Annotated in this window: 21 protein-coding genes; 10 read left to right on the top strand and 11 right to left on the bottom strand. The window is 44.6% G+C overall.

Going from position 1 to position 18,881, the window contains the following annotated elements; genetic code table 11:
• Positions 1 to 20: 20 nt before the first annotated feature.
• From MARGE09_RS03490 to MARGE09_RS03475, 4 genes are read right to left on the bottom strand one after another with little or no spacing between them, the layout of a single operon-like run.
• The gene (locus MARGE09_RS03490) at positions 21 to 1,214 is read right to left on the bottom strand and encodes a hypothetical protein (RefSeq protein ID WP_236985970.1); all 1,194 of its coding nucleotides are present in this window, start codon (positions 1,212 to 1,214) and stop codon (positions 21 to 23) included.
• A 15-nt stretch (positions 1,215 to 1,229) separates the two neighbouring features.
• Complete coding sequence (locus MARGE09_RS03485) at positions 1,230 to 1,958, bottom strand: outer membrane protein OmpK (protein ID WP_236985969.1); 729 nt, start codon at positions 1,956 to 1,958, stop codon at positions 1,230 to 1,232.
• A gap of 10 nt (positions 1,959 to 1,968) precedes the next feature.
• The gene (locus MARGE09_RS03480) at positions 1,969 to 2,670 is read right to left on the bottom strand and encodes an HAD family hydrolase (RefSeq protein WP_236985968.1); all 702 of its coding nucleotides are present in this window, start codon (positions 2,668 to 2,670) and stop codon (positions 1,969 to 1,971) included.
• Entirely contained in the window at positions 2,663 to 3,400 is a 738-nt protein-coding gene (locus MARGE09_RS03475; protein ID WP_236985967.1) for an AfsA-related hotdog domain-containing protein, read from the bottom strand. The genes MARGE09_RS03480 and MARGE09_RS03475 overlap by 8 nt, the downstream gene beginning before the upstream one ends.
• Positions 3,401 to 3,523: 123 nt before the next feature.
• On the opposite strand from MARGE09_RS03475, the gene MARGE09_RS03470 reads away from it, so the two are divergent.
• Entirely contained in the window at positions 3,524 to 4,366 is an 843-nt protein-coding gene (locus tag MARGE09_RS03470; protein WP_236985966.1) for a LysR family transcriptional regulator, read from the top strand.
• Here MARGE09_RS03470 and MARGE09_RS03465 read toward each other — a convergent pair.
• From MARGE09_RS03465 to MARGE09_RS03440, 6 genes are all read right to left on the bottom strand, one after another.
• A complete protein-coding gene (locus MARGE09_RS03465) occupies positions 4,359 to 5,390 on the bottom strand; it encodes a hypothetical protein (RefSeq protein ID WP_236985965.1) in 1,032 nt (343 codons plus the stop codon). The genes MARGE09_RS03470 and MARGE09_RS03465 overlap by 8 nt on opposite strands.
• Before the next feature lie 52 nt (positions 5,391 to 5,442).
• Entirely contained in the window at positions 5,443 to 5,946 is a 504-nt protein-coding gene (locus tag MARGE09_RS03460) for a DUF2165 family protein (protein ID WP_236985964.1), read from the bottom strand.
• A 115-nt stretch (positions 5,947 to 6,061) separates the two neighbouring features.
• Positions 6,062 to 6,694, bottom strand: a complete 633-nt coding sequence (locus MARGE09_RS03455) for a hypothetical protein (protein ID WP_236985963.1) — start codon at positions 6,692 to 6,694, stop codon at positions 6,062 to 6,064.
• Positions 6,695 to 6,716: 22 nt separating this feature from the next.
• Positions 6,717 to 7,727, bottom strand: coding sequence for a TauD/TfdA family dioxygenase (locus tag MARGE09_RS03450; protein WP_236985962.1), 1,011 nt, complete (start codon positions 7,725 to 7,727; stop codon positions 6,717 to 6,719).
• The gene (locus MARGE09_RS03445; RefSeq protein WP_236985961.1) at positions 7,724 to 8,398 is read right to left on the bottom strand and encodes an SDR family oxidoreductase; all 675 of its coding nucleotides are present in this window, start codon (positions 8,396 to 8,398) and stop codon (positions 7,724 to 7,726) included. The genes MARGE09_RS03450 and MARGE09_RS03445 overlap by 4 nt, the downstream gene beginning before the upstream one ends.
• Before the next feature lie 152 nt (positions 8,399 to 8,550).
• Positions 8,551 to 9,723 (bottom strand): thiolase C-terminal domain-containing protein, encoded by a 1,173-nt coding sequence (locus tag MARGE09_RS03440; protein WP_236985960.1) that lies wholly within the window; start codon positions 9,721 to 9,723, stop codon positions 8,551 to 8,553.
• Between the two features lie 544 nt (positions 9,724 to 10,267).
• Here MARGE09_RS03440 and ppk2 point away from each other — a divergent pair.
• From ppk2 to MARGE09_RS03425, 3 genes are read left to right on the top strand one after another with little or no spacing between them, the layout of a single operon-like run.
• On the top strand, positions 10,268 to 11,017 hold the full coding sequence (ppk2, locus tag MARGE09_RS03435; protein ID WP_236985959.1) for a polyphosphate kinase 2: 750 nt from the start codon (positions 10,268 to 10,270) through the stop codon (positions 11,015 to 11,017).
• A gap of 6 nt (positions 11,018 to 11,023) precedes the next feature.
• Positions 11,024 to 12,058 carry an alpha/beta hydrolase gene (locus MARGE09_RS03430; protein WP_236985958.1) on the top strand — a complete coding sequence of 345 codons (1,035 nt, stop codon included), beginning with the start codon at positions 11,024 to 11,026 and terminating at the stop codon, positions 12,056 to 12,058.
• Positions 12,048 to 13,010 carry a DUF6635 family protein gene (locus MARGE09_RS03425; protein ID WP_236985957.1) on the top strand — a complete coding sequence of 321 codons (963 nt, stop codon included), beginning with the start codon at positions 12,048 to 12,050 and terminating at the stop codon, positions 13,008 to 13,010. Before MARGE09_RS03430 ends, MARGE09_RS03425 begins: the two co-directional genes overlap by 11 nt.
• A gap of 148 nt (positions 13,011 to 13,158) precedes the next feature.
• Here the strand turns inward: MARGE09_RS03425 and MARGE09_RS03420 are convergent, their stop codons facing one another.
• Complete coding sequence (locus tag MARGE09_RS03420) at positions 13,159 to 14,196, bottom strand: alpha/beta hydrolase family protein (protein ID WP_236985956.1); 1,038 nt, start codon at positions 14,194 to 14,196, stop codon at positions 13,159 to 13,161.
• Positions 14,197 to 14,465: 269 nt separating this feature from the next.
• On the opposite strand from MARGE09_RS03420, the gene MARGE09_RS03415 reads away from it, so the two are divergent.
• The 6 genes from MARGE09_RS03415 to MARGE09_RS03395 all read left to right on the top strand — a co-directional run bounded on the left by MARGE09_RS03415 (position 14,466) and on the right by MARGE09_RS03395 (position 18,781).
• Entirely contained in the window at positions 14,466 to 14,912 is a 447-nt protein-coding gene (locus MARGE09_RS03415) for a hypothetical protein (RefSeq protein ID WP_236985955.1), read from the top strand.
• Between the two features lie 110 nt (positions 14,913 to 15,022).
• Positions 15,023 to 15,640 carry a guanylate kinase gene (gene gmk, locus MARGE09_RS03410; RefSeq protein ID WP_236985954.1) on the top strand — a complete coding sequence of 206 codons (618 nt, stop codon included), beginning with the start codon at positions 15,023 to 15,025 and terminating at the stop codon, positions 15,638 to 15,640.
• 72 nt (positions 15,641 to 15,712) lie between these two features.
• A complete protein-coding gene (locus MARGE09_RS21540) occupies positions 15,713 to 15,835 on the top strand; it encodes a hypothetical protein (protein ID WP_255711834.1) in 123 nt (40 codons plus the stop codon).
• Between the two features lie 24 nt (positions 15,836 to 15,859).
• Entirely contained in the window at positions 15,860 to 16,123 is a 264-nt protein-coding gene (rpoZ, locus tag MARGE09_RS03405; protein ID WP_236985953.1) for a DNA-directed RNA polymerase subunit omega, read from the top strand.
• Positions 16,124 to 16,143: 20 nt separating this feature from the next.
• Complete coding sequence (locus MARGE09_RS03400) at positions 16,144 to 18,249, top strand: RelA/SpoT family protein (RefSeq protein WP_236985952.1); 2,106 nt, start codon at positions 16,144 to 16,146, stop codon at positions 18,247 to 18,249.
• 148 nt (positions 18,250 to 18,397) lie between these two features.
• Positions 18,398 to 18,781 (top strand): RidA family protein, encoded by a 384-nt coding sequence (locus MARGE09_RS03395; RefSeq protein ID WP_236985951.1) that lies wholly within the window; start codon positions 18,398 to 18,400, stop codon positions 18,779 to 18,781.
• The last annotated feature ends 100 nt before the right edge of the window (positions 18,782 to 18,881 follow it).

Below are 18,881 nucleotides of genomic sequence, written 5' to 3'. Positions count from 1 at the left end.
TTTTTAATAAGTTATTAGGTTTAATTAGGGAGATGATTAATGTAATCAGTGATGATATCTACGGCTTCCCAATCGATAACATTGGTCCCTACAAATGGCATTTTTACACCTACAGTTAGCGAAAAGCCCGCGCTATGGTGCCAGGGCGGCACATCAAACGTATATTCTTCATACTCTTCAGTCATTCTGTAAATCAATGCACTCTCTGCTGCATTGCCCGGCTTAATGATGTACTCCGGTGAACCATTTGGCCTTAGGTAATTGGTAATAGGTTTTCCAAGCGCTGTTTGATAAGTACCGCTTTGCTGTACGAATTTCGCTTTCACACTGTGAAAAAAGTTAGTGGTGTTCGTGAATTCAGCCAATCCACTTTCATTGTGGCAGTGTGCACAATTTCCGTGTAGGTATCCGAAAACTTGTCGCTGTAATGGTGCCAGATCCGATTCAGGAATGGCAGGCATCTCATCTAGAATTGTTGAGGTCTTCCCAAGATTCTGAAGTACTGATAGCGTCAACATTCGACCGTTTAAAGGCTCCCCATGAATAGCATTTTCATCGCGATCATCAGATAACTGTAACGCTGAGAAACCGAGTACGGGTGTCACTTTAGGGCCATTATCTAGCGCGGCTTTGCTATGGCAGAACTCGCAATCATGCTTGCTTGGAATATCGTAAAATTTACCGTTACCAAGCGGATAGGCGTTTTTAATGCCTTCATCTGGTGCTAATGTCGCTCGCGTTTGCCTCTCATTCCAGATATAGGTTTCCATATTCCATTGGTCTTCTTCAACTTTTTCCAGAAGCCTCGTTTCCAACTTTCTTAATTTTCTCCCTTCTCGTACTGAAAACTCCTTCCAGAGTTTAGTACCCACTGGAAATATCCAAGCATCAGAGTCCGTAGTATCGATTTTTGATCCACCCGGTAGGTATATCCATCTACGCTTTATAGTGCCATCTGACCACAATGGGTATTGAGGAGAATATCTCGCAAATAGAGGCCTAAAGCGCGCCCAATGACTTTTGGCACTAACATTTTCGTGCTGTCGATCTCGATGCGGCCAACCTCTAAAGAATGTAGGCTTTTGATGGTTATGATTGTTATGATTGTTATGATCACTAAAATGATCAAATAGACCAGTATCCGATAGATCATTGTAGGCAAGCGTGCTTGATGAAAATATACAGAGTGATACAAATAACGTAATTGTCTTCATAATGACCTCAGCCTCTTAAAAATGAAACTTCAATAAAGCACTAACATTTCGCTCATTTGAATTAAATTCTGGCGTACTTTTTATCCCGAATTTGTTGTTCCAGTGGGAGTATTCTATTCCAACGTACACACGATTTTTGATAGGCAATTTAATCTGGTATTTAAGTTGTGACGTGATATTGAATGAACTTGCAAACCCTTCTGCCGCGCTATACCAGTCAAAGAATCCGTCATACAGAAAGTCTTGACCGAGTATGGAAAACGGCACAGCCCAAACCATCATTAAAAGCTCACTGTCCTCATAATGATCGTTATTTCTATAAAAGGCATTAAATTTTAGGTAGTTAAAGCCAGGGACTGATAGATCCAAGCCAAACCCCAGCAGGACATTCTTTTCATCCGTTGCGTCTGCATACTCAAATCTTGATGCGATAAAAATTTCTTTTACTAGCCCTCCATGAGAATCCTGATTCATAAAATGGCTAATGCTTAATCTCGGCGTTAGCTCAGCATAGTAAGTTACTTCGTTACCGGCACGATCAATCCTGTCTACAAAAAAGAAATAGTCACCAACATCGTATCCAGCACCAGCTTCTATGGTTTGTACGTTTCTATACGGATGACCTACTGCATAGTTTTCACCATAGAGCAACGAAAGACTTGTATCGCGCCAATTTTCCGCCGCGGCAGAATTTATGGAAAAATTGCAGAGGAGCGCGCACAGTCCAATCTGATATCGATTCACATTTACACCTTTAGGTTTTTATAATTTGATTTCTATTGAAGGTATCGCTTTTACTCAATACCTCGATCATTTGAGGAGTGGGGTTAACAAGCCGAGCATTTCCCACTGACATCAGCATTGGCGCATCAGAAACATCATCGCCATAGGCATAGCTCGATTGCAATGATATTTTATGATCGACGGCGAATTTTTTTACGCGCGCCGCTTTACCCATGCCAATACTAGGTGGGCCTATTAGTTCACCCGTATATTTATGATTTTTGACCTCAAGCATGGCAACTAGCATCTTGGTCACCTTCAGCTGTTTAACAATTGGGGCTAGCAAGGCTTCACAAGATCCAGACACCAACACAACCTCATGACCAAGCGATTGATGCCATTTTAAATATTTTACGACCGAGTCATTAAAGATATTTATTTTCGATATTATTTCATCATACCAATGATCGACCTTTCTTCTTAGGTCACTGACATCTAACCCTTTAAATGCCTTATAATAGAACTTATTTATTTCTTCTCGGGAGCTCCTTATTGCAATGAGCTTGTTCAGCTCCAACTCATAGTGAACAAAATCGCAATTATTGACGAATTCTTTGTCGCTTTTTAGGTAGTCCAAAAAGCTAAACATCGTTTTTATATTGATTAGGGTGTCGTCCACATCAAAAAATGCTGCTACGCGGCCACTAACCGGCGCCTCAACGATACTAAGCATGCAATACTTCCTCATCTTGCCTTAACGCTTTGATAGCTGCTTCAGACTCTTTTTCATGAAGGAATTTTGATTCATAGGTAGAAAATCCATATTTCACCAAAGCGCATACCTTGCCAGCTTGTATCACTTCCATCGTCACTGAAAACTTAAGCGACCCATGAGATTTTCTTTCAAACTCGTCTATCATATAATTAATAGAAATATCTAATGGGAATACAAACTTGTAGTACTCAATCGCAGATGTATTAATAACAAAGTAGTGGCTAAATAATTGGGATCTTAGGTAATAGAGCTCAGTAACCGCCAAGAACATTTGTCGGCAGGCTTCAGAAAGAGCCATCCCAGGAATATGTTGACCTGTTATATGATCTTTAATATCATCACATTGATCGTCAATGTAAACGTCTGTACGGTATCGATTTGCTGATAACTTTTCAGGCTTTGTTATCATCGAGTTCGCCACATTAAACTTGTGAACTAGATTCTTGTATGATTTTTCAATCTCGCTAAATTGAAAATATTTATCCAAACCTGGGTACTTTTTTACCTCAACCAGAATATGTCTCACTCGCTCAGCAGACACACCTTGCCCAAGCTCATAGACGACGCCATTGATGTTCAGCGAACCTTTGAATAGATCTGACTCAACCTTGCTGACAGAAACCACATTTTCATTGTCAGCAAACTTATTGAATCTGTCGCCGACAATATAAATTTTTTTAACCATCATAATTCCCTTAAAAATTAATTAAAGATTTTATTGAGTAATTATTGTAACGATTCAATAACTACAATTTTATTAACCCTACACCGCTTTAACTATATGTAATTTTTCACACTAGGATGTTAGATTATGCACAACATAAACTGGAACTTACTTCGATACGCGCTATTCACATACAGAAAAGGCTCAGCATCTAAAGCCTCTGAAGTGTTAAATGTAACGCACGCAACCGTCATACGAAGTTTGAAGAAACTTGAAGAAGAATCCGGCGTCAGGCTTTTTAATAAATCATCAACGGGGTATGCAGCCACTCCTCATGGAAAGTCTCTTATTGAGACCGCAGAAAAAATTGAATCGATGATTTATCAGTGGGAAAGAAGTGTAGGTAGTGATCGGGATAGCCCAAGCGGTGTTCTAAAGATAACCACTACTGAGGCGGTCATGAACTATTTAATTTGCCCCTATATCCATAAATTCTATGAGAAATTTCCCGATATAGAGTTATCACTTACGACATCAGACGACTTTAAGAATATTTCAAACTATGAATACGATATTGCAATCAGGTCAACGCCGGAACCGCCCGAACATTTAATTGGCAGAAAGGTGTTTAATGTCGATTGGTGTACCTATGTTGCGCATGATTGCGCTCAAGGTAGCGACCACTGGATTGGCTATTCAAATACCTCTCAATTGCCCGCGCGCTGGATGGTCGAACGTTTCCCTAGTGCAAAAATTTCTCTCAAAGCTTCGTCTATAGTGAGTATGGTAGCCGCCACTAAAAACGGCTTAGGCAAAGCTTTACTTCCATCATTTATAGGCGAACATGAAAAAGGTCTACTCGAACTTGAAAGGCTCGATAGGCAATACTCTACGGAATTATGGATGCTTTACCATAAAGAAGCCCGAGGGTGTGCGAACACTCAGGCTTTTACTCGTTGGTTTTATCAAATGTTTGGCGGTGCTACTTAATTTCGCGGTCGCCTTGCTTAAAATTTATAGGCCAAAACTTTAGATGATCAGTTAAAATGACAAGTAGTGGAAAACTAAATGCAAGCATTGCATTGGCCACCCATAGCTCCCTTTGATATAGCTCTCCTTCTAAATGAGCAGGGATTAGCTCGCCAGAAAGAGAAAAGTACAGCAGATTCAGTAAAAATCCCGAGCCCGCACTTACCACAATCAGAAAGAAACCTTTTAGCGGCTGCAGGACATTGCTAAATAACTTCCCGCAAAAAAGATTTAGTGGAATGAACACACCAAAAATATAGGAGATAGGGCCATTGACAAGATAGATGACGGGGTCAACTCCTAAGAGATTAATAAAGGAGTGATAAATAACACCTGTCGAAATTAGGATAATTGCTGATTTAATGATCCCACTGGCCATAGGCCTGGCAGCAATTGAAAATTTAGATAGCGGCCAGAAATCAAGCATGACCAATGTAAAAATCACGGCGACAGATGTCACTAGAAAGGCCAATGCATTCCATGAATTTAGCGCGCCTTTCGGGTCTAATGACTCGACATAAAACGGACTTGAAGCCATAAACTCAAAACTAAAGAGCAAGGAGTACACAAGATAGCCGACGAAAAAAGCCACGATAATTGTCGATAGCGATATTACTGCAGGATGGCTGCTCAGTTTTGATATTGGCCAACATCCCCACACGATAACGTACCAGAATGTTACGACGACAGTAACAATCGCGTAATTGATTAAAGGTGGCTTTGGCATCGAGTCAGCACCGCCGACTGTCAGGTAGCTGATAACACCAGCAGCGATGGCCATTAACGAGTAAATAGCTATTGCTGCTAACCTTTTAAGTGGTATATTGAACGCACGTGGTTTATCTTTGGCATAGCTATCGAGGATACTGCTAGCCGCCACCTGAAATGGAACACACACTATAAATATCAATGCTAGCCATGTTTCCATGAATACCTTATCAACATACTTCATAATTGAAAATGTCACCAGAAGTACGATAGCCATTGTCGCTATCGCTAAATATGTCTGCCTTAATATCATAATTTATTCTCTCTAATTATGGGTACCCAGATAAATTTAGTACCGTGATCACAAGAATCGATATAATGAGGAGAGTGAAGTGGACCATCTGTACAGTCCCCATTTTTATCCAGTATCCAAACCAGAGCCCTCCGATAATAAAAAACCACCACATTCCCATAAATAGCGTCATAGATAACGTTGCCACACTCACTGACGCTTCTTGTGAGATGCCACTTAAGGACAACGCCGATAAAGCTAGCATTCCACTGGAAAACAATAGGCATAGCGCAATACCTATCTGTACGAACGCAATAGTTTTTAGAAGTAGCGGAATTTTTTTGGAGAATTTTGTTGTCCTGCCTACTAGGCCAAGACCTAAGTCCCCATCAGCAACAATACTTTCTAATGTCATCATTTTATTGAGCAATGTGATATTGGTATTTGGATCTGCCAAATTATTGTATGCAGCCATCATTAACCACGATCCTAGTCCGCCTACGATCATCGCTTTACTCAATAAAAATGCGTCAAATTCCATAGTTTCTATACCGAGATTAGTGAACGCTCAAACATCGGTTACAATGCCTATAAGAGTGACGGCGATTGAATACTCAGTGCCACCGCCACCTATTTTGATAAAGCTATTTTTGAGGCTAGTTCAAGTGATTGATATCTTCACTTAATTCTTGAATATACGGATCATGCAGCCAGGCGGGTGTCGAGCGACGATTCATAATCGTATTCCAGTTTATCTGACGCTCGAAGGAAATGATCTTCCCTTCTCTACCAACAATGACCCACCCCCAGCTTGATAGCTTTTCGAAGAACAGCTTAACTCGTACGCCTGTTACTAGATAGGTTTCACCCGATGTATCTTGAAACGGAAACGGGGATTCGTGCGGAATTTTATTGGGGTTTTCAAGCTGCTTCATAACCCACTTGATTTCATATTCAGAGGCAAGATCAGGCGCGACCTGTGGAATAAAATCGCGCGCGATCACTTTTGCCGACTCATCATCGAGCAGGCCATCACCGCAATGCTCTTTATGAATATGGATAAAGCCCATAATTTTGGTGGCATCTAGATCCACACTAACACTGAAGTGCTCACCACCAATTTCTTTAATGCTTTCGTCCTGCTGAAACCGAAAGATAAATACTGGAATGGCATCATGGTTGACAAATAGCGAACCAACCAGCAGGTAATTACTGGGCACTGGCACTCGCTCAGCAACGAGTTTTAATGCTTTTTCTCTTAGGCTATCAATTTCTTTGTTTTTTAACATTTTATTCACCGTAATAAACAGTTTAAAGAAGAATGCCGCCACGGATCACTCCGCCTTCGGTTGTTCCGTATAATGATTGAAATTCAGGCGCAAGGGCTCTGCCCTTATAGGATGCAAGCCAAAGTCTCATTAGAAATCGGGTTTTTTCAGGCGAGTCTGTATAGGTGTTTCGCGAATGGCAAATCGTGAAATTATTAATGATTTGCATGTCTCCTACCTCGAACGGCAAATAAAAACATACATCGTTGTCATCTAGACGCTTATCGAGGTAATCCAATGCCTCGATTTGCTTATCGCTAAATCTTGGTACCTCAGGATACTCTTGCCCTAATTCAACGAACCGTCTCAGGTACCGGCTCGCAAACTTTCCTTCGTATTCCGTAAAAATTGGAAGTTTGTACCACGGCGAAAGATCTTTTGATTCAAAGGGTGCCCTGCCATGGTAAAAATCCGTACACAGCACTTCAGCCAAATCTGGACGCTCTTCTTTTATTTTATTGTAAACGTTCGTCAAACTCGCAAGCTTACTCTCACCGCCAGTCTCTGATCTGTTTACACACAGCAGCGAAACGATATCGCTCCTATCTGTATGCCAAGGCAATTTATCGCTAGTATTAGTGCCTCGGCCTGTGTTCGCATACAGATTTTCTCCGCGATTAAATACCTCTTGTAACAATTCACCACCGAGACTTTGCGGTAGTTGATATCCAAAATGGCTGCCTATACCTAGAAATATGGTTTTCAGCTCTTCTTTGCTGTAGTGCTCAACAGGCAAGCCTTTTAGAACGATGATCCCCATGTCATTTTCAATAGCGTCACTGAATTCAGAGAGTTTCGCTGAAAGCAGCGGCAACTCAAAGGTATCTGGATTAATTTTCTCCTCACCCACATTCAATTTTTGTATTTTGGATAACGCTATATTGATTTCGCGAATATCATGTTCTGTCAGTTTGTACTTCCAGCGATCATCTTGCTCAAGCGCGCGCGGCTCCCAGGCAGAGGCACCACTGATCCGTTGAATATCGTAGGTCATGCTACCGCTTCCTCTATAGTTGCCATCGAGAGGAATTTATCGATTGAGATATCTCCGTTTATTACATCAATAATGCTATTTCTTTCTAAATATTCCGGCAAAGATATCACTTGAGCGATAATCGCTACCACATCATCTCGTGTAATTACACTGGTCGTATTGGTGGCGTCCGCCCAATCAAATTTATTCGAAACTTTGCCAGTAGCCGGTTCATCAAGTAATCGGCCTGGGCGCAATAGGGTATAAGGTAAGCTTGATCGAATTAAACGATCATCAGCTAAATTTCTTGCAACTAAATAATGGCGTATTTTCTCTGGGCCATCGAGTGGGCGATCTGACTTTAGCGAGCTGATCATAATGAAGTGCTTAACGCCTTGTTTTTCTGCTTCTTCAATAGCTCTTATTGAGCCCCAAAGATCCACAAGCAACGTTTTGTGCGGCGTTGTTTTTGACCCGGAACCGGCTGTAAAGACGATGCGCTCGCAGCCGTTAAACGCTTCGCTAATATCACCCTCAAGATCGCCAAGCACAGCGTCTACACCTTGCGATTTGAGCGACTCTAGTTGCGCTTGCGTTCTTACCATTACCCGAAAGTCAGATTTTTCTTTCGAGAGGTGCGCAATGAGTTTTTGACCGATTTTTCCTGAACCACCGATAATTAATGTTTTCATTTTTATGCTCCTTTTATTACGTTGAGGGTTAAGGCATTAACTTAAGCTCGATCATTGATTGCTAAGTATCGCCTTAGGTTGATCAGATTTACATAGCCATTTTCTTACTAGGGGATGTGAGTTTTTTTATATGCAGGTGGCTCACTTTTTGGTTAACACGCCTCTAAAATATTGGTAAATGCCACTGATGCCGCACCCGAGAAATTCTGGGTCATGCCAATGCAGGCATTGTGCACTTGGTTTTCACCTGCTCTTTGCGTTAACTGAAGGAAGCACTCAGCGATTTGATAAATTCCGGTGGCACCGACAGGGTGCCCACGCGCTTTCAAGCCACCGAATGTGCATATGGGTAACTCTCCTTGCAACCCAATTTTCTGCTCGCTTGAAAATTCTGTGCCTGTTCCGTGCTCGGCAAAGCCTGCAGCCTCAAGGCTTAATGCTGTCATAATTGTATAGGCATCGTGCGGCTCAAAAATATCGATGTGCTTGGGGCCTATACCTGCAGCGCTATAGGCTCTATTTGATGAGACCTCGGCGGAAGCCAGCCGTACGACATTTTTGCGTTGCGCTAAGGCCAGTTCATCACTGGCAACACTTGACGCTAAAATTTTAGTGACCGGTATTCCACTATTAATACAACTTTTAGCCATATCTTTATTCCCTAAGATAATCGAGGCAGCACCGTCGCATATGGGAGGCGCGTCTAATAGCCGTAAGGGTTCGCAGATAATTCGCGACGCGTTGTAATCATCAGCAACGACGGGCTTTTTTAGCATCGCATGCGGGCCACTTAATGCGTTTTTATGCGCGTTAATTGAGAACCCAGAAAATCGCTCGGAAGGAATATTGTAAGTGGACATATATCGCTTCATTAATTGAGCATTTAGCGTTAAAAACGTTTCCCCTTTACCACTTTCAGTACCGCGATACGAAGCCGTCGCTAAGGCTTGTGTTGTAATTTCTTTATCCCTATGCGTCATCTTTTCGACGCCACAAACACCTACAATTTTATGACAGCCGCTTGCTACCGCCATATATCCCATCCTTGCCGCAGCTGCACCAGAACCACAAGCACCCTCCGCTGTGATTGTCTCTACTCCAGTAAGCCCTGCATAATTCGAAACAATAGTAGCGACCAGCTGCTGTGAGCAGAGTTGCCCGGCCATCATATTACCTGTGTATAATGCCGAGACATCATCAAGTTCTAACCCGGCATCCTCGATCGCTTTGGTAAGCGAAGCAGCGCCCATTCGACCTATACATAATTTTTTTTGCTTACCTATAGGCATCATGCCTACGCCTAGTACAAACACCTCTTTTCCCACATCGTTCTCCTTCTCACCAATTTTCAAGAGCTAACTACGCCGCCAACTTAATCACACATTCATTAATTAAATGTGAACCCCTAATATTTCCTATACGTAGAATAGTACACTCTATTCGTTACCAATCGGAACAGCCAATAATTAACATCATATTGATAAAATTTATTCTAATAATAATGCGTTGCTGTATTATTGGTGCAACACGCGTGGTATTGGCGTGTACTTAAAATCTCATCAATTACTTTTTTTAGCCATTAGGTAGGCGCAGCGCAACCAAGACGCTTAAATAGGCGCATGCTGAGCATGTACGTTTTGAGCAACGAAGATACGGAGGTCGATTCGAGCATTAGTGGATGAAATATTGCTTACTCGCCGCTTACGTTACCGTTTTATGCCACTGATAACATACGATAAACAACCGCAATAATGAGTAATAATAGCTATCACCACCGCTAGGCTAGAGAGTTACTACAGGACGCGCTATTCTTCGGGCCCTTACTGTCCATATCCCACTTTCGATGCAGCCCATATACAGGTGATAACCATGGCACTCCACATTCTTGAAAACGACCCCAGCTACGTTAACCTGCAAACCGAAATGGTTTGGATGCAGCAATCGTTACATAACCAGCGCAAGCGTTTAGTGATTATTTTTGAAGGGCGCGACACTGCCGGTAAAGGCGGGGCAATTATGCGCTTTGTGCGCTTTATTAATCCGCGCCACTACAACATTGTGGCGCTGTCTAAACCTACAGATATTGAAATGGGGCAATGGTATTTTCAGCGTTACATTAAAAACCTGCCCGACCCTGGCCGCATTGCGTTTTTTGATCGCAGTTGGTACAACCGCGCCGTAGTAGAGCCGGTAATGGGTTTTTGCTCTCAAGAACAATACGAGATATTTTTGCGCCAAGTGGTACAGCTAGAAAATATGTTATTAGAAGACGGGGTTAGCATTATTAAATTTTGGTTTTCTATTGATCTTGCGGAGCAAAAGCGTCGCTTAGAAGAACGCAAAATTAACCCGCTAAAACAATGGAAGCTAAGCACCGTGGATGCCCAAGCACAAGCGCGCTGGGGTGACTTTACTCACTATAAAGAAGCCATGTTTAGAACCACCTCAACCCCCGAATGTCCATGGGTTGTTGTGCAAGGTAATGACCGCGACCGCGGGCGCCTAGAGGCTATGCGCTACGTTTTAAACTGCATGCAATACGACCGCAAAGGTGAAACTGGCGAGCGCCTTACACACGACACCAGCACCATTCAAGTTATTGACCACCATAAAAAGTAATAAAAAATGAAGCGATTAAATTATTCGGCATACGCAGTTGGGGCATTGCTTAGCGGCATACTGTTTAGCACTAGCTGCAGCCATACCGCTAAGGCCCCCAAAGAACAATACTCCAATACCATTACAAAAGCACAAGGTGTCTTAGCCGGCGACATAACTGGGCGCTATCAAAGCGAAGTGTTTAGCGATTTTATTAAAATTTCTAACATCACCTACGGGGAAAACTTCAACCCCACTACAGGTGTTTACGAGCCGCTAAAACTGCGTTTATTTCAGCCCAAAGGCGATACAAATACTAAGCGACCACTGGTGATTATTACCCCTGGCGGCGGCTTTGTTATGCACGGTGACGATTGGATGGAAAACTTTGGCGAACGCTTTGCCCGCGCAGGTTACGTCACCGCGATAACTCGCTACCGATTATCCGAATCGATTGATACCCCCGAGCTGTATTTTAATGCGTTATTTAAATCTTTTTCCGATCAAAAATCCGCTATTCGCTTTTTTATGCATGATGCCGCCACGGCGAATGTGTATGGCGTGGATACCAACAATATTTTTATTGGCGGCCATTCTGCTGGTGCGATTACCTCTATGCATGTCGCCTTTTTAGATGCAACCGATACTATCCCGCCTGTTATGCGGCAAGCCATGGAGGCCAATGGTGGCATAACAGGTAATAGCGGCCACCCAGATTATCAAATGCCAATTCGCGGTGTTATTAATTTATCGGGCGGGGTAACTCATACATCAATATTTAAACCCAACGGTACGGCACTATTAAGTATTCACGGCGATAAGGACGACATTGTTCCTATAGGCATAAATGAAGTACGGCAATTTTACGGCTCGGCCCCTATACACAAGGCCGCCAAAAAAGCCGGTGTAGACTCAACCTTTTACCCCATTGCAGGATTATCCCATAATGGCACAGTGTACGATGACGAATGCACAAGTTGTATTCCGACTATTATGGATTTTATTTACCAACACCTTGATACAACAACATTGCAAAAAAATACTTTGAATAATGCCCAATAAAGAACATACCGCCTACCCTATGGACCCAGCGGCAGAGCAACTCCATGCCGCTATGCTACGCGCGGCAGGCCGGTACTTTTCTGCTTGCCGCCAGCGCATCCCCACTTTTGCGAAAAAACATTTTAGTTACCCAGGCGCATGGCGCACCAACAAAGTGGCCTTTGGTTGGGATTTATTACGCATGCCCGCTAATTTATTGTGGGCGCCACTTTATTTACTTATTCAACTAATTGCATTAGCTTGCCGAGCTGCCAATTGGCATAAAGCACACCGTTTATTACGAAAAACACCTACCGGCTTTACCACCAAAGTACAAAAGCAAATGGTTGCGAATATTAACCGCGAGCTTTTAGGCAATACGCCAGAAATTTGCGACAATGAATTTCACCAGTATTTAATAGCCGAGCTAACAACACTTGCCAACAGCCGAGACAACATCAATACCCAAGCTTTTATTAAAACCATCGACCCTATTCTTAATGAAGCATTAGCGCAACATGCCATCACCCGCACAGCCTCTGCGGATATTACCAATACCGCACTTAGCACAGCATTAGGTGCATTAATGCTAAAAAAATTCACCCCAGGTGGCTTGGGCTTTGGGTTATTGATTGCCGCTTTTGTGGCGAAGGGGCAATACAGCCGCGACTTTATTTTTGGCGAAACGCTTGGCAGCTATTATTACGCACTCTTCCCCCCTTCCCCCTCTATTGCTTTAATCGCAGGCTGCACGCTGGGCGTTATGTGCATTCTTGCGGTGCTTGCCTCGTTTTCGGGCTTGCTTAGCGACCCAATTCAATACCACACAAGGCTGCACCACTATCGGCTTAAGAAGTTTATTAACCATTTAGAACGCGATTTTACAGCCCGCAGCGAAACCACCTTTAAACCCAAAGACCAATACCTCGCCAGAATTATGGAAGTGTTAGATACCTTTAAAACCCAGTTTTAAAGGTATCTCGCGCCGCGCCTGCGCTATTTTTATTGTAACTATTCAGCCATCTACGACTTAGTGCTCCCCCCGAGTGAGCAATATTTTTTTATGGCTGAATAGTTACTTTTTATTTAGCTTGCTAAAGGCACAATTTAGCAAGCAGCAATTAATGTAACGTTTTAACAAACCCCAATACCGCTTGCCCCATTTTAGCGTGTACCTGCGCACGATCAATTCCTTGCGCATCTTGGCAAATAGCAATACCCTGCGCGCTATAGTTGTGGCTGCAGGTATCAACAAAAACAAAATGCCCTTCACCATTATTCAAAAGCATCACATCCGCTTTTTTAATACCCTTAACATAACGTTGGCCATGGGCGTTGTGCGGTAAAAAATCATCTTGCTGCGCCGCTACAATAAACACCGGGACGCTAAGGTTGTTTAAGCTTTGCGCAGTTGCGCCTGGCCCCAAAGCAGGAGCCATTGCAATGGCGGCAATAACGCGCGCATCGGTATAAGAACCGGCTAATAATTTTGCCATTGTGGATAATTGGGCTTTATCCACATTGCGGTTAATTTCATCGGCATAACGGCAGCCCAAGTCTTGCGCACTTAAATCAGAATCGCAGTAATCGCGAAGCTGCTCTGCACTTAAACGCAACCCCACTAAAGCCAAAGCCGTATAGCCACCGGATGAATGCCCTGCCGCAATTACACGCGACCAGTTAGGTGTTGCATTAAAAACAGCTTGCCTACTGAGGTTATTCAACACTTCGCTAAGATCCTGCGGCCGATGCCATACTGATGTCACCATTTGAGGTTGGATGGATTCCTGCCCATACACCCAAGATTCGCCAAAATGCGATACCCCCACCACAATATGCCCGCGCGCCGCTAAAGTACGCGCTAGCCATTGGTATTCCAACGCAGACCCCATTGCCCCGTGCGATAACAATACCGGCGGCAACGACGCACTAACAACATGATTGCAGCGCAAAGCTTGCTTAGCATTGCAATCACCGGCTGGGTACCAAAAAACAACTTTGATTGGCCGCTGCCGCGACTTGTCAAAATACGTTTGATCATCCATAACAACGTTAAATGGCGGTGGCGCAGCACTCTTCACATTAGCAGTATTACCCAAGGCCCCCTCGCCCATAAATAGTAAGGTGATACAAAAGAGCTGTACGTATATTGTGTTCATATCTATGCTTCCTATTGATGAGGCCACAACCTCTTAATGTGAGCCTCATCATGCGACTAATCGCGCTTGGGTTTTAGAGCAATATGTCATCGAATAAAATGACACTTGTCATAACTCGACCGCCCCATACGTTGATTTACGCGCCACCCATCTTGAAAAGTTACCACCGGCCGCCCTAAAAGTACTTCTGACTTGTTGCCATTTAGAATGCCGTCTAGCCTCTAAGCGAGGGGTTTGTTTTTAACGATGATAGGTAACCAAATAACACGATGCGTCTTTCTTCTTGGCTGGCTTGCGGCATTTTAACTACGGCACATTTATACTCGGGCGCAGGTTATGCCGAAATTACTGGCTACCCTTGGTCTTCGGGCTTTAGTGCGGTCAGCTCCGAAAGCGACGGCGAGAAACTGAGCTTTAGTTTTCAGCAGGGTGTGGAATGGAGCATTAAAAGTACCGATTGGACCATCAGCCCATTTATTGGGCTTAATTACGACCGCTCTAATATTTTGCGCCATTCATGGAATAACAGCACCAAACCCAAATACGGCATAGAGGTGGCGAACCAGTTTCGCTTTGGCCCTATTAACTGGGGCGAATTTCGAGTTGGCGTGCAAAATCAAAAATATTACTACCGCGACAACATCACCCTATACAGGGAAACTGAGCGCAAAGAAGCCTACGTACGCATGTATATGAACGGCAACTGGGCGCGCTAACATTTACCGCCCCGGCGCAGTTAAATTGCACTGAATAACCGCTCGTCTTTTTACCCACAGAAAGCTTGGTGTATCATGCAAGGCTACTTACGCCACTTGCTTTAAACATTATGACAACTCGCGGAACGCTCTATACGGTTTCTGCGCCCTCCGGCGCCGGCAAAACCAGCTTAGTTAAAGCCTTAATCGATAACACCAATGCTATTCAGGTGTCGGTCTCCCATACCACTCGCGCTATGCGCCCCGGCGAGCAAGACGGTATTAACTACCACTTCGTAAGCCAAGCCGCGTTTTTGGCGATGCTCGAGCAAACGGCCTTCCTAGAGCACGCCCAAGTATTTGATAACTTTTATGGCACATCTAAACAGTGGGTAGAAGACACTCTCGCTAGTGGCATGGATGTGATTTTGGAAATTGACTGGCAAGGCGCACAGCAAATTCGCAAACTGTTACCCGAAACCGTCGGCATATTCATACTGCCGCCCTCGCAAGCCACCTTGCGCCAGCGCTTAACTAACCGCGGGCAAGACGAGCAAGCCATTATCGACCGCCGGATGCGCGATGCCAAAAACGAAATCGAGCACTATGTCGAAAGTGACTACCTGATTATTAACGACGATTTCGCCGTTGCGCTGGCCGAATTCAAAGCCATAATTACAGCAGAACGCTTAAAACTCGGCAAACAGCAGAACCGGCATCAAACGTTATTGACAAGCCTATTGTCCTAACGCCTGCATTTCCGTAGAATTACGGCCCCTTTTGCTTCACTTAGGGCACTTTGTAAGTTTGCATGGCCTACTATGTATTACAAAGCCGCAGCACTTGAGCAAACGCGTTATCGCCCCAATAAGGTGTGTATTAGCGCGCAAACGGGCCGGCAAGCCAAAACTCTTGCCAATACGCTGCAAATCATGCACATTTAAGACGCTTTAACTCAGGAAAACACCATGGCTCGTATCACTGTAGAAGATTGCTTAGATCACGTAGAAAACCGCTTTGAACTAGTCGTTGTTGGCAGCAAGCGTGCGCGCCAAATCGCTGTTGGCGGCAAGGAGCCTTTGGTTCCAGAAGAAAACGACAAGCCAACCGTTATTGCACTGCGCGAAATTGAACTTGGCCTTATTGACGTTAGCGTTCTTGCCGAGCCAGATCCAGAAATTCAACCATTGATGACACCAGAGCTTAACCTCGAGATGCCATCACCCGAGTAAACACCTGCCGGAGGACACACTTGCTCACCATTGATTCTCTTAGTCACAGACTGTCCTCCTATTTAGAGCCCGATCAAATTCGGGCTGTTAAACGCGCCTATTATTATGCCGAACAAGCCCACACCGGCCAGTACCGCCGCAGCGGCGAACCTTATATTACCCACCCTTTAGCCGTTGCCAATATTCTTGCCTCTATGCACATGGGCTATCAAAGCCTGATTGCAGCCATGCTGCACGATGTCATTGAAGATACCGGCATCAGCAAAAAAGCCATTGGCGAACAATTTGGCGAACCCATTGCCGACTTAGTCGACGGGGTAAGTAAACTCGCTAAAATCGAATACGAATCGCAAGCCGAAAAACAAGCTAAAAACTTCCAAAAAATGGCCATGGCCATGGCGCACGACTTGCGCGTAATTGTGGTAAAACTTGCCGACCGGCTACACAACATGCGCACCCTTGGCGCACTGGCGCCAGCCAAAAAACGCCGCATCGCCAAAGAAACCCTCGAAATATATGCCCCCATTGCCCACCGCTTAGGCATGAACGATTTGCGCATCGAATACGAAGACCGCTGCTTTACCGCGATGCACCCACTGCGCGCATCGCGCTTACAGGCCGCGCTAAAACATGTGCGCGGCAACCGCAAAGCGCTGGTCGAAAATATTCAAGACGCCATTGAAAACCGCTTACAACGCGAAGGCATCCCAGCACTGGTGATTGGCCGCGAGAAACACCTGTACAGCATTTACAACAAAATGCGCGCCAAGAAAAAATCCTTTAAAGAGATTATGGATGTTTATGCTTTTCGCGTAATCGTAGAAGACATAGACACCTGCTACCGTGCGCTCGGTGCCGTTCACAACCTGTACAAGCCCATGGCGAGCGAGTTTAAAGACTATATCGCCATCCCCAAAATTAATGGCTACCAAAGCTTGCACACTATTCTTATTGGCATGCACGGCGTACCCATTGAAGTGCAAATTCGCACCAAAGAAATGGACGAACTAGCCAGCCGAGGCATTGCCGCGCATTGGTTGTATAAATCGGTTAACGGCAAAGATCACGGCGAAGAATCACAAGCCCGCGTAGACCGCTGGATTCAACGCATCTTAGAAATCCAACAACACGCTGGCAACTCGCTCGAATTTATTGAAAACGTAAAAATTGATCTGTTCCGCGACGAGGTCTATGTATTTACCCCCAAAGGCGCCATCGTCGAACTGCCGGCCGGTGCAACCCCAGTAGACTTCGCCTACAACGTACACACCGATATTGGTAATGCCTGCGTTGCTTGCCGCATTAACGATCGCCCAGCACCACTTTCGCAGCCATTGCAAAGCGGGCAAAAAATTAAAATTATTACTTCAGAAGCATCGCAGCCCAACCCCAATTGGCTCAATTTTGTGGTTACGGCAAAAGCCCGCTCAGCGATTCGCCACTATTTGAAGACGCAACATCATATGGAATCGGTCGAGTTGGGGCGCCGCATGCTTGCCCGCGCACTCGCCAATAACGATTTATCCTTAGATGCACTAGCCATCGACCAATTTCAATACGTGCTAGACCTTAATAAGTTGAAAACCCGCGACGACCTATACGAGCAAATTGGCCAGGGGAAAATTGCCGCTATTTCAGTCGTTAAAGGTTTACACCCCAATGCCGACCACGATCACAGCTTAACGCCCATCACCATAGAATCCCCCGATGGCTTATTAATTAGCTTTGCGCGCTGCTGCCGCCCAATTCCCGGCGACCAAATCCTAGGGCACTTCAGTACCGGCAAGGGCATTGTCGTACACCGCGAAACCTGTAAAAACATCGGCGACTTACGCAGCAAAGGCGAAAACATTAATCCCATTAATTGGTCCGCGCAGGTTACCGGCGAGTACTACACCGAAATACGCGTTGAGGTAAATTCCGAGCGCGGCATTATTGCGTCACTCGCCACCCGAATAGCCGAGACACGCACCAACATTGAAGGCATTCAAGTCGCCGAGCGCGATGCCGAACACAGCGTTATTACACTGACCATTGCCGTGAAAAACCGCAAGCATATGGCTGATGTAATGCGGCGCGTGCGCACTATGCGCTCTGTTAGCTCTGTACACCGCGGCAAAAACTAACGCCGCGCAGCGCACGCTAGTGCCCAACCGCACAATGGCGCCTTATAATTCCAATACTTTCTTTAATACGGTTTAACCACACACAGCGGTTAAACCCTTATTTACACAATAAGCGATAGAAAATCGCACAACCCACAGGGGAAACACTATGACGAACAAAGCGATTATTTCCACCGAACAAGCTCCCAGCGCCATTGGCACTTATTCACAAGCGGTTAAAGTGAACAACACAGTTTACTTATCTGGCCAAATTCCTTTAATCCCAGAATCCATGACCATGGTCGAAGGCGATTTCGCCGCCGAAGCTCACCAAGTATTTAAAAACTTAAAAGCCGTTTGCGAAGCCAGCAATGGCAGCCTAGCTGACATTGTTAAGCTGAATATCTACCTAACTAATTTGGATAACTTCGCCATTGTGAACGAAGTAATGGCGGAATACTTTAGTGCCCCTTACCCTGCGCGCGCCGCCATTGGTATTAACCAGCTCCCCAAAGGCGCACAGATCGAAGCCGACGGCATTTTAGTGATTTAAGCAAGACTTAATTACTGAATAAACAGCGCAACTTCGGGCTGATCAAAAAGCGAACACATCGCCTCAGCCCTCGCACCGCATAGCCTTGCGGCAGTTATCC

This window comes from Marinagarivorans cellulosilyticus, assembly GCF_021655555.1.
Lineage (GTDB): Bacteria > Pseudomonadota > Gammaproteobacteria > Pseudomonadales > Cellvibrionaceae > Marinagarivorans > Marinagarivorans cellulosilyticus.
Note: the sequence above shows the minus strand (reverse complement) of the source record. Positions and strands in the feature narration are given on the sequence as shown.

Excerpts from the sequence above, each read along its gene's own strand:
- MARGE09_RS03490 (WP_236985970.1), bottom strand. The coding sequence starts at position 1,214 with ATGAAGACAATTACGTTATTTGTATCACTCTGTATATTTTCATCAAGC.
- MARGE09_RS03480 (WP_236985968.1), bottom strand. The coding sequence starts at position 2,670 with ATGCTTAGTATCGTTGAGGCGCCGGTTAGTGGCCGCGTAGCAGCATTT.
- MARGE09_RS03475 (WP_236985967.1), bottom strand. The coding sequence starts at position 3,400 with ATGATGGTTAAAAAAATTTATATTGTCGGCGACAGATTCAATAAGTTT.
- MARGE09_RS03470 (WP_236985966.1), top strand. The coding sequence starts at position 3,524 with ATGCACAACATAAACTGGAACTTACTTCGATACGCGCTATTCACATAC.
- MARGE09_RS03465 (WP_236985965.1), bottom strand. The coding sequence starts at position 5,390 with ATGGCTATCGTACTTCTGGTGACATTTTCAATTATGAAGTATGTTGAT.
- MARGE09_RS03460 (WP_236985964.1), bottom strand. The coding sequence starts at position 5,946 with ATGGAATTTGACGCATTTTTATTGAGTAAAGCGATGATCGTAGGCGGA.
- MARGE09_RS03455 (WP_236985963.1), bottom strand. The coding sequence starts at position 6,694 with ATGTTAAAAAACAAAGAAATTGATAGCCTAAGAGAAAAAGCATTAAAA.
- MARGE09_RS03450 (WP_236985962.1), bottom strand. The coding sequence starts at position 7,727 with ATGACCTACGATATTCAACGGATCAGTGGTGCCTCTGCCTGGGAGCCG.
- MARGE09_RS03445 (WP_236985961.1), bottom strand. The coding sequence starts at position 8,398 with ATGAAAACATTAATTATCGGTGGTTCAGGAAAAATCGGTCAAAAACTC.
- ppk2 (WP_236985959.1), top strand. The coding sequence starts at position 10,268 with ATGGCACTCCACATTCTTGAAAACGACCCCAGCTACGTTAACCTGCAA.
- MARGE09_RS03430 (WP_236985958.1), top strand. The coding sequence starts at position 11,024 with ATGAAGCGATTAAATTATTCGGCATACGCAGTTGGGGCATTGCTTAGC.
- MARGE09_RS03425 (WP_236985957.1), top strand. The coding sequence starts at position 12,048 with ATGCCCAATAAAGAACATACCGCCTACCCTATGGACCCAGCGGCAGAG.
- MARGE09_RS03420 (WP_236985956.1), bottom strand. The coding sequence starts at position 14,196 with ATGAACACAATATACGTACAGCTCTTTTGTATCACCTTACTATTTATG.
- MARGE09_RS03415 (WP_236985955.1), top strand. The coding sequence starts at position 14,466 with ATGCGTCTTTCTTCTTGGCTGGCTTGCGGCATTTTAACTACGGCACAT.
- gmk (WP_236985954.1), top strand. The coding sequence starts at position 15,023 with ATGACAACTCGCGGAACGCTCTATACGGTTTCTGCGCCCTCCGGCGCC.
- MARGE09_RS21540 (WP_255711834.1), top strand. The coding sequence starts at position 15,713 with ATGTATTACAAAGCCGCAGCACTTGAGCAAACGCGTTATCGCCCCAAT.
- rpoZ (WP_236985953.1), top strand. The coding sequence starts at position 15,860 with ATGGCTCGTATCACTGTAGAAGATTGCTTAGATCACGTAGAAAACCGC.
- MARGE09_RS03395 (WP_236985951.1), top strand. The coding sequence starts at position 18,398 with ATGACGAACAAAGCGATTATTTCCACCGAACAAGCTCCCAGCGCCATT.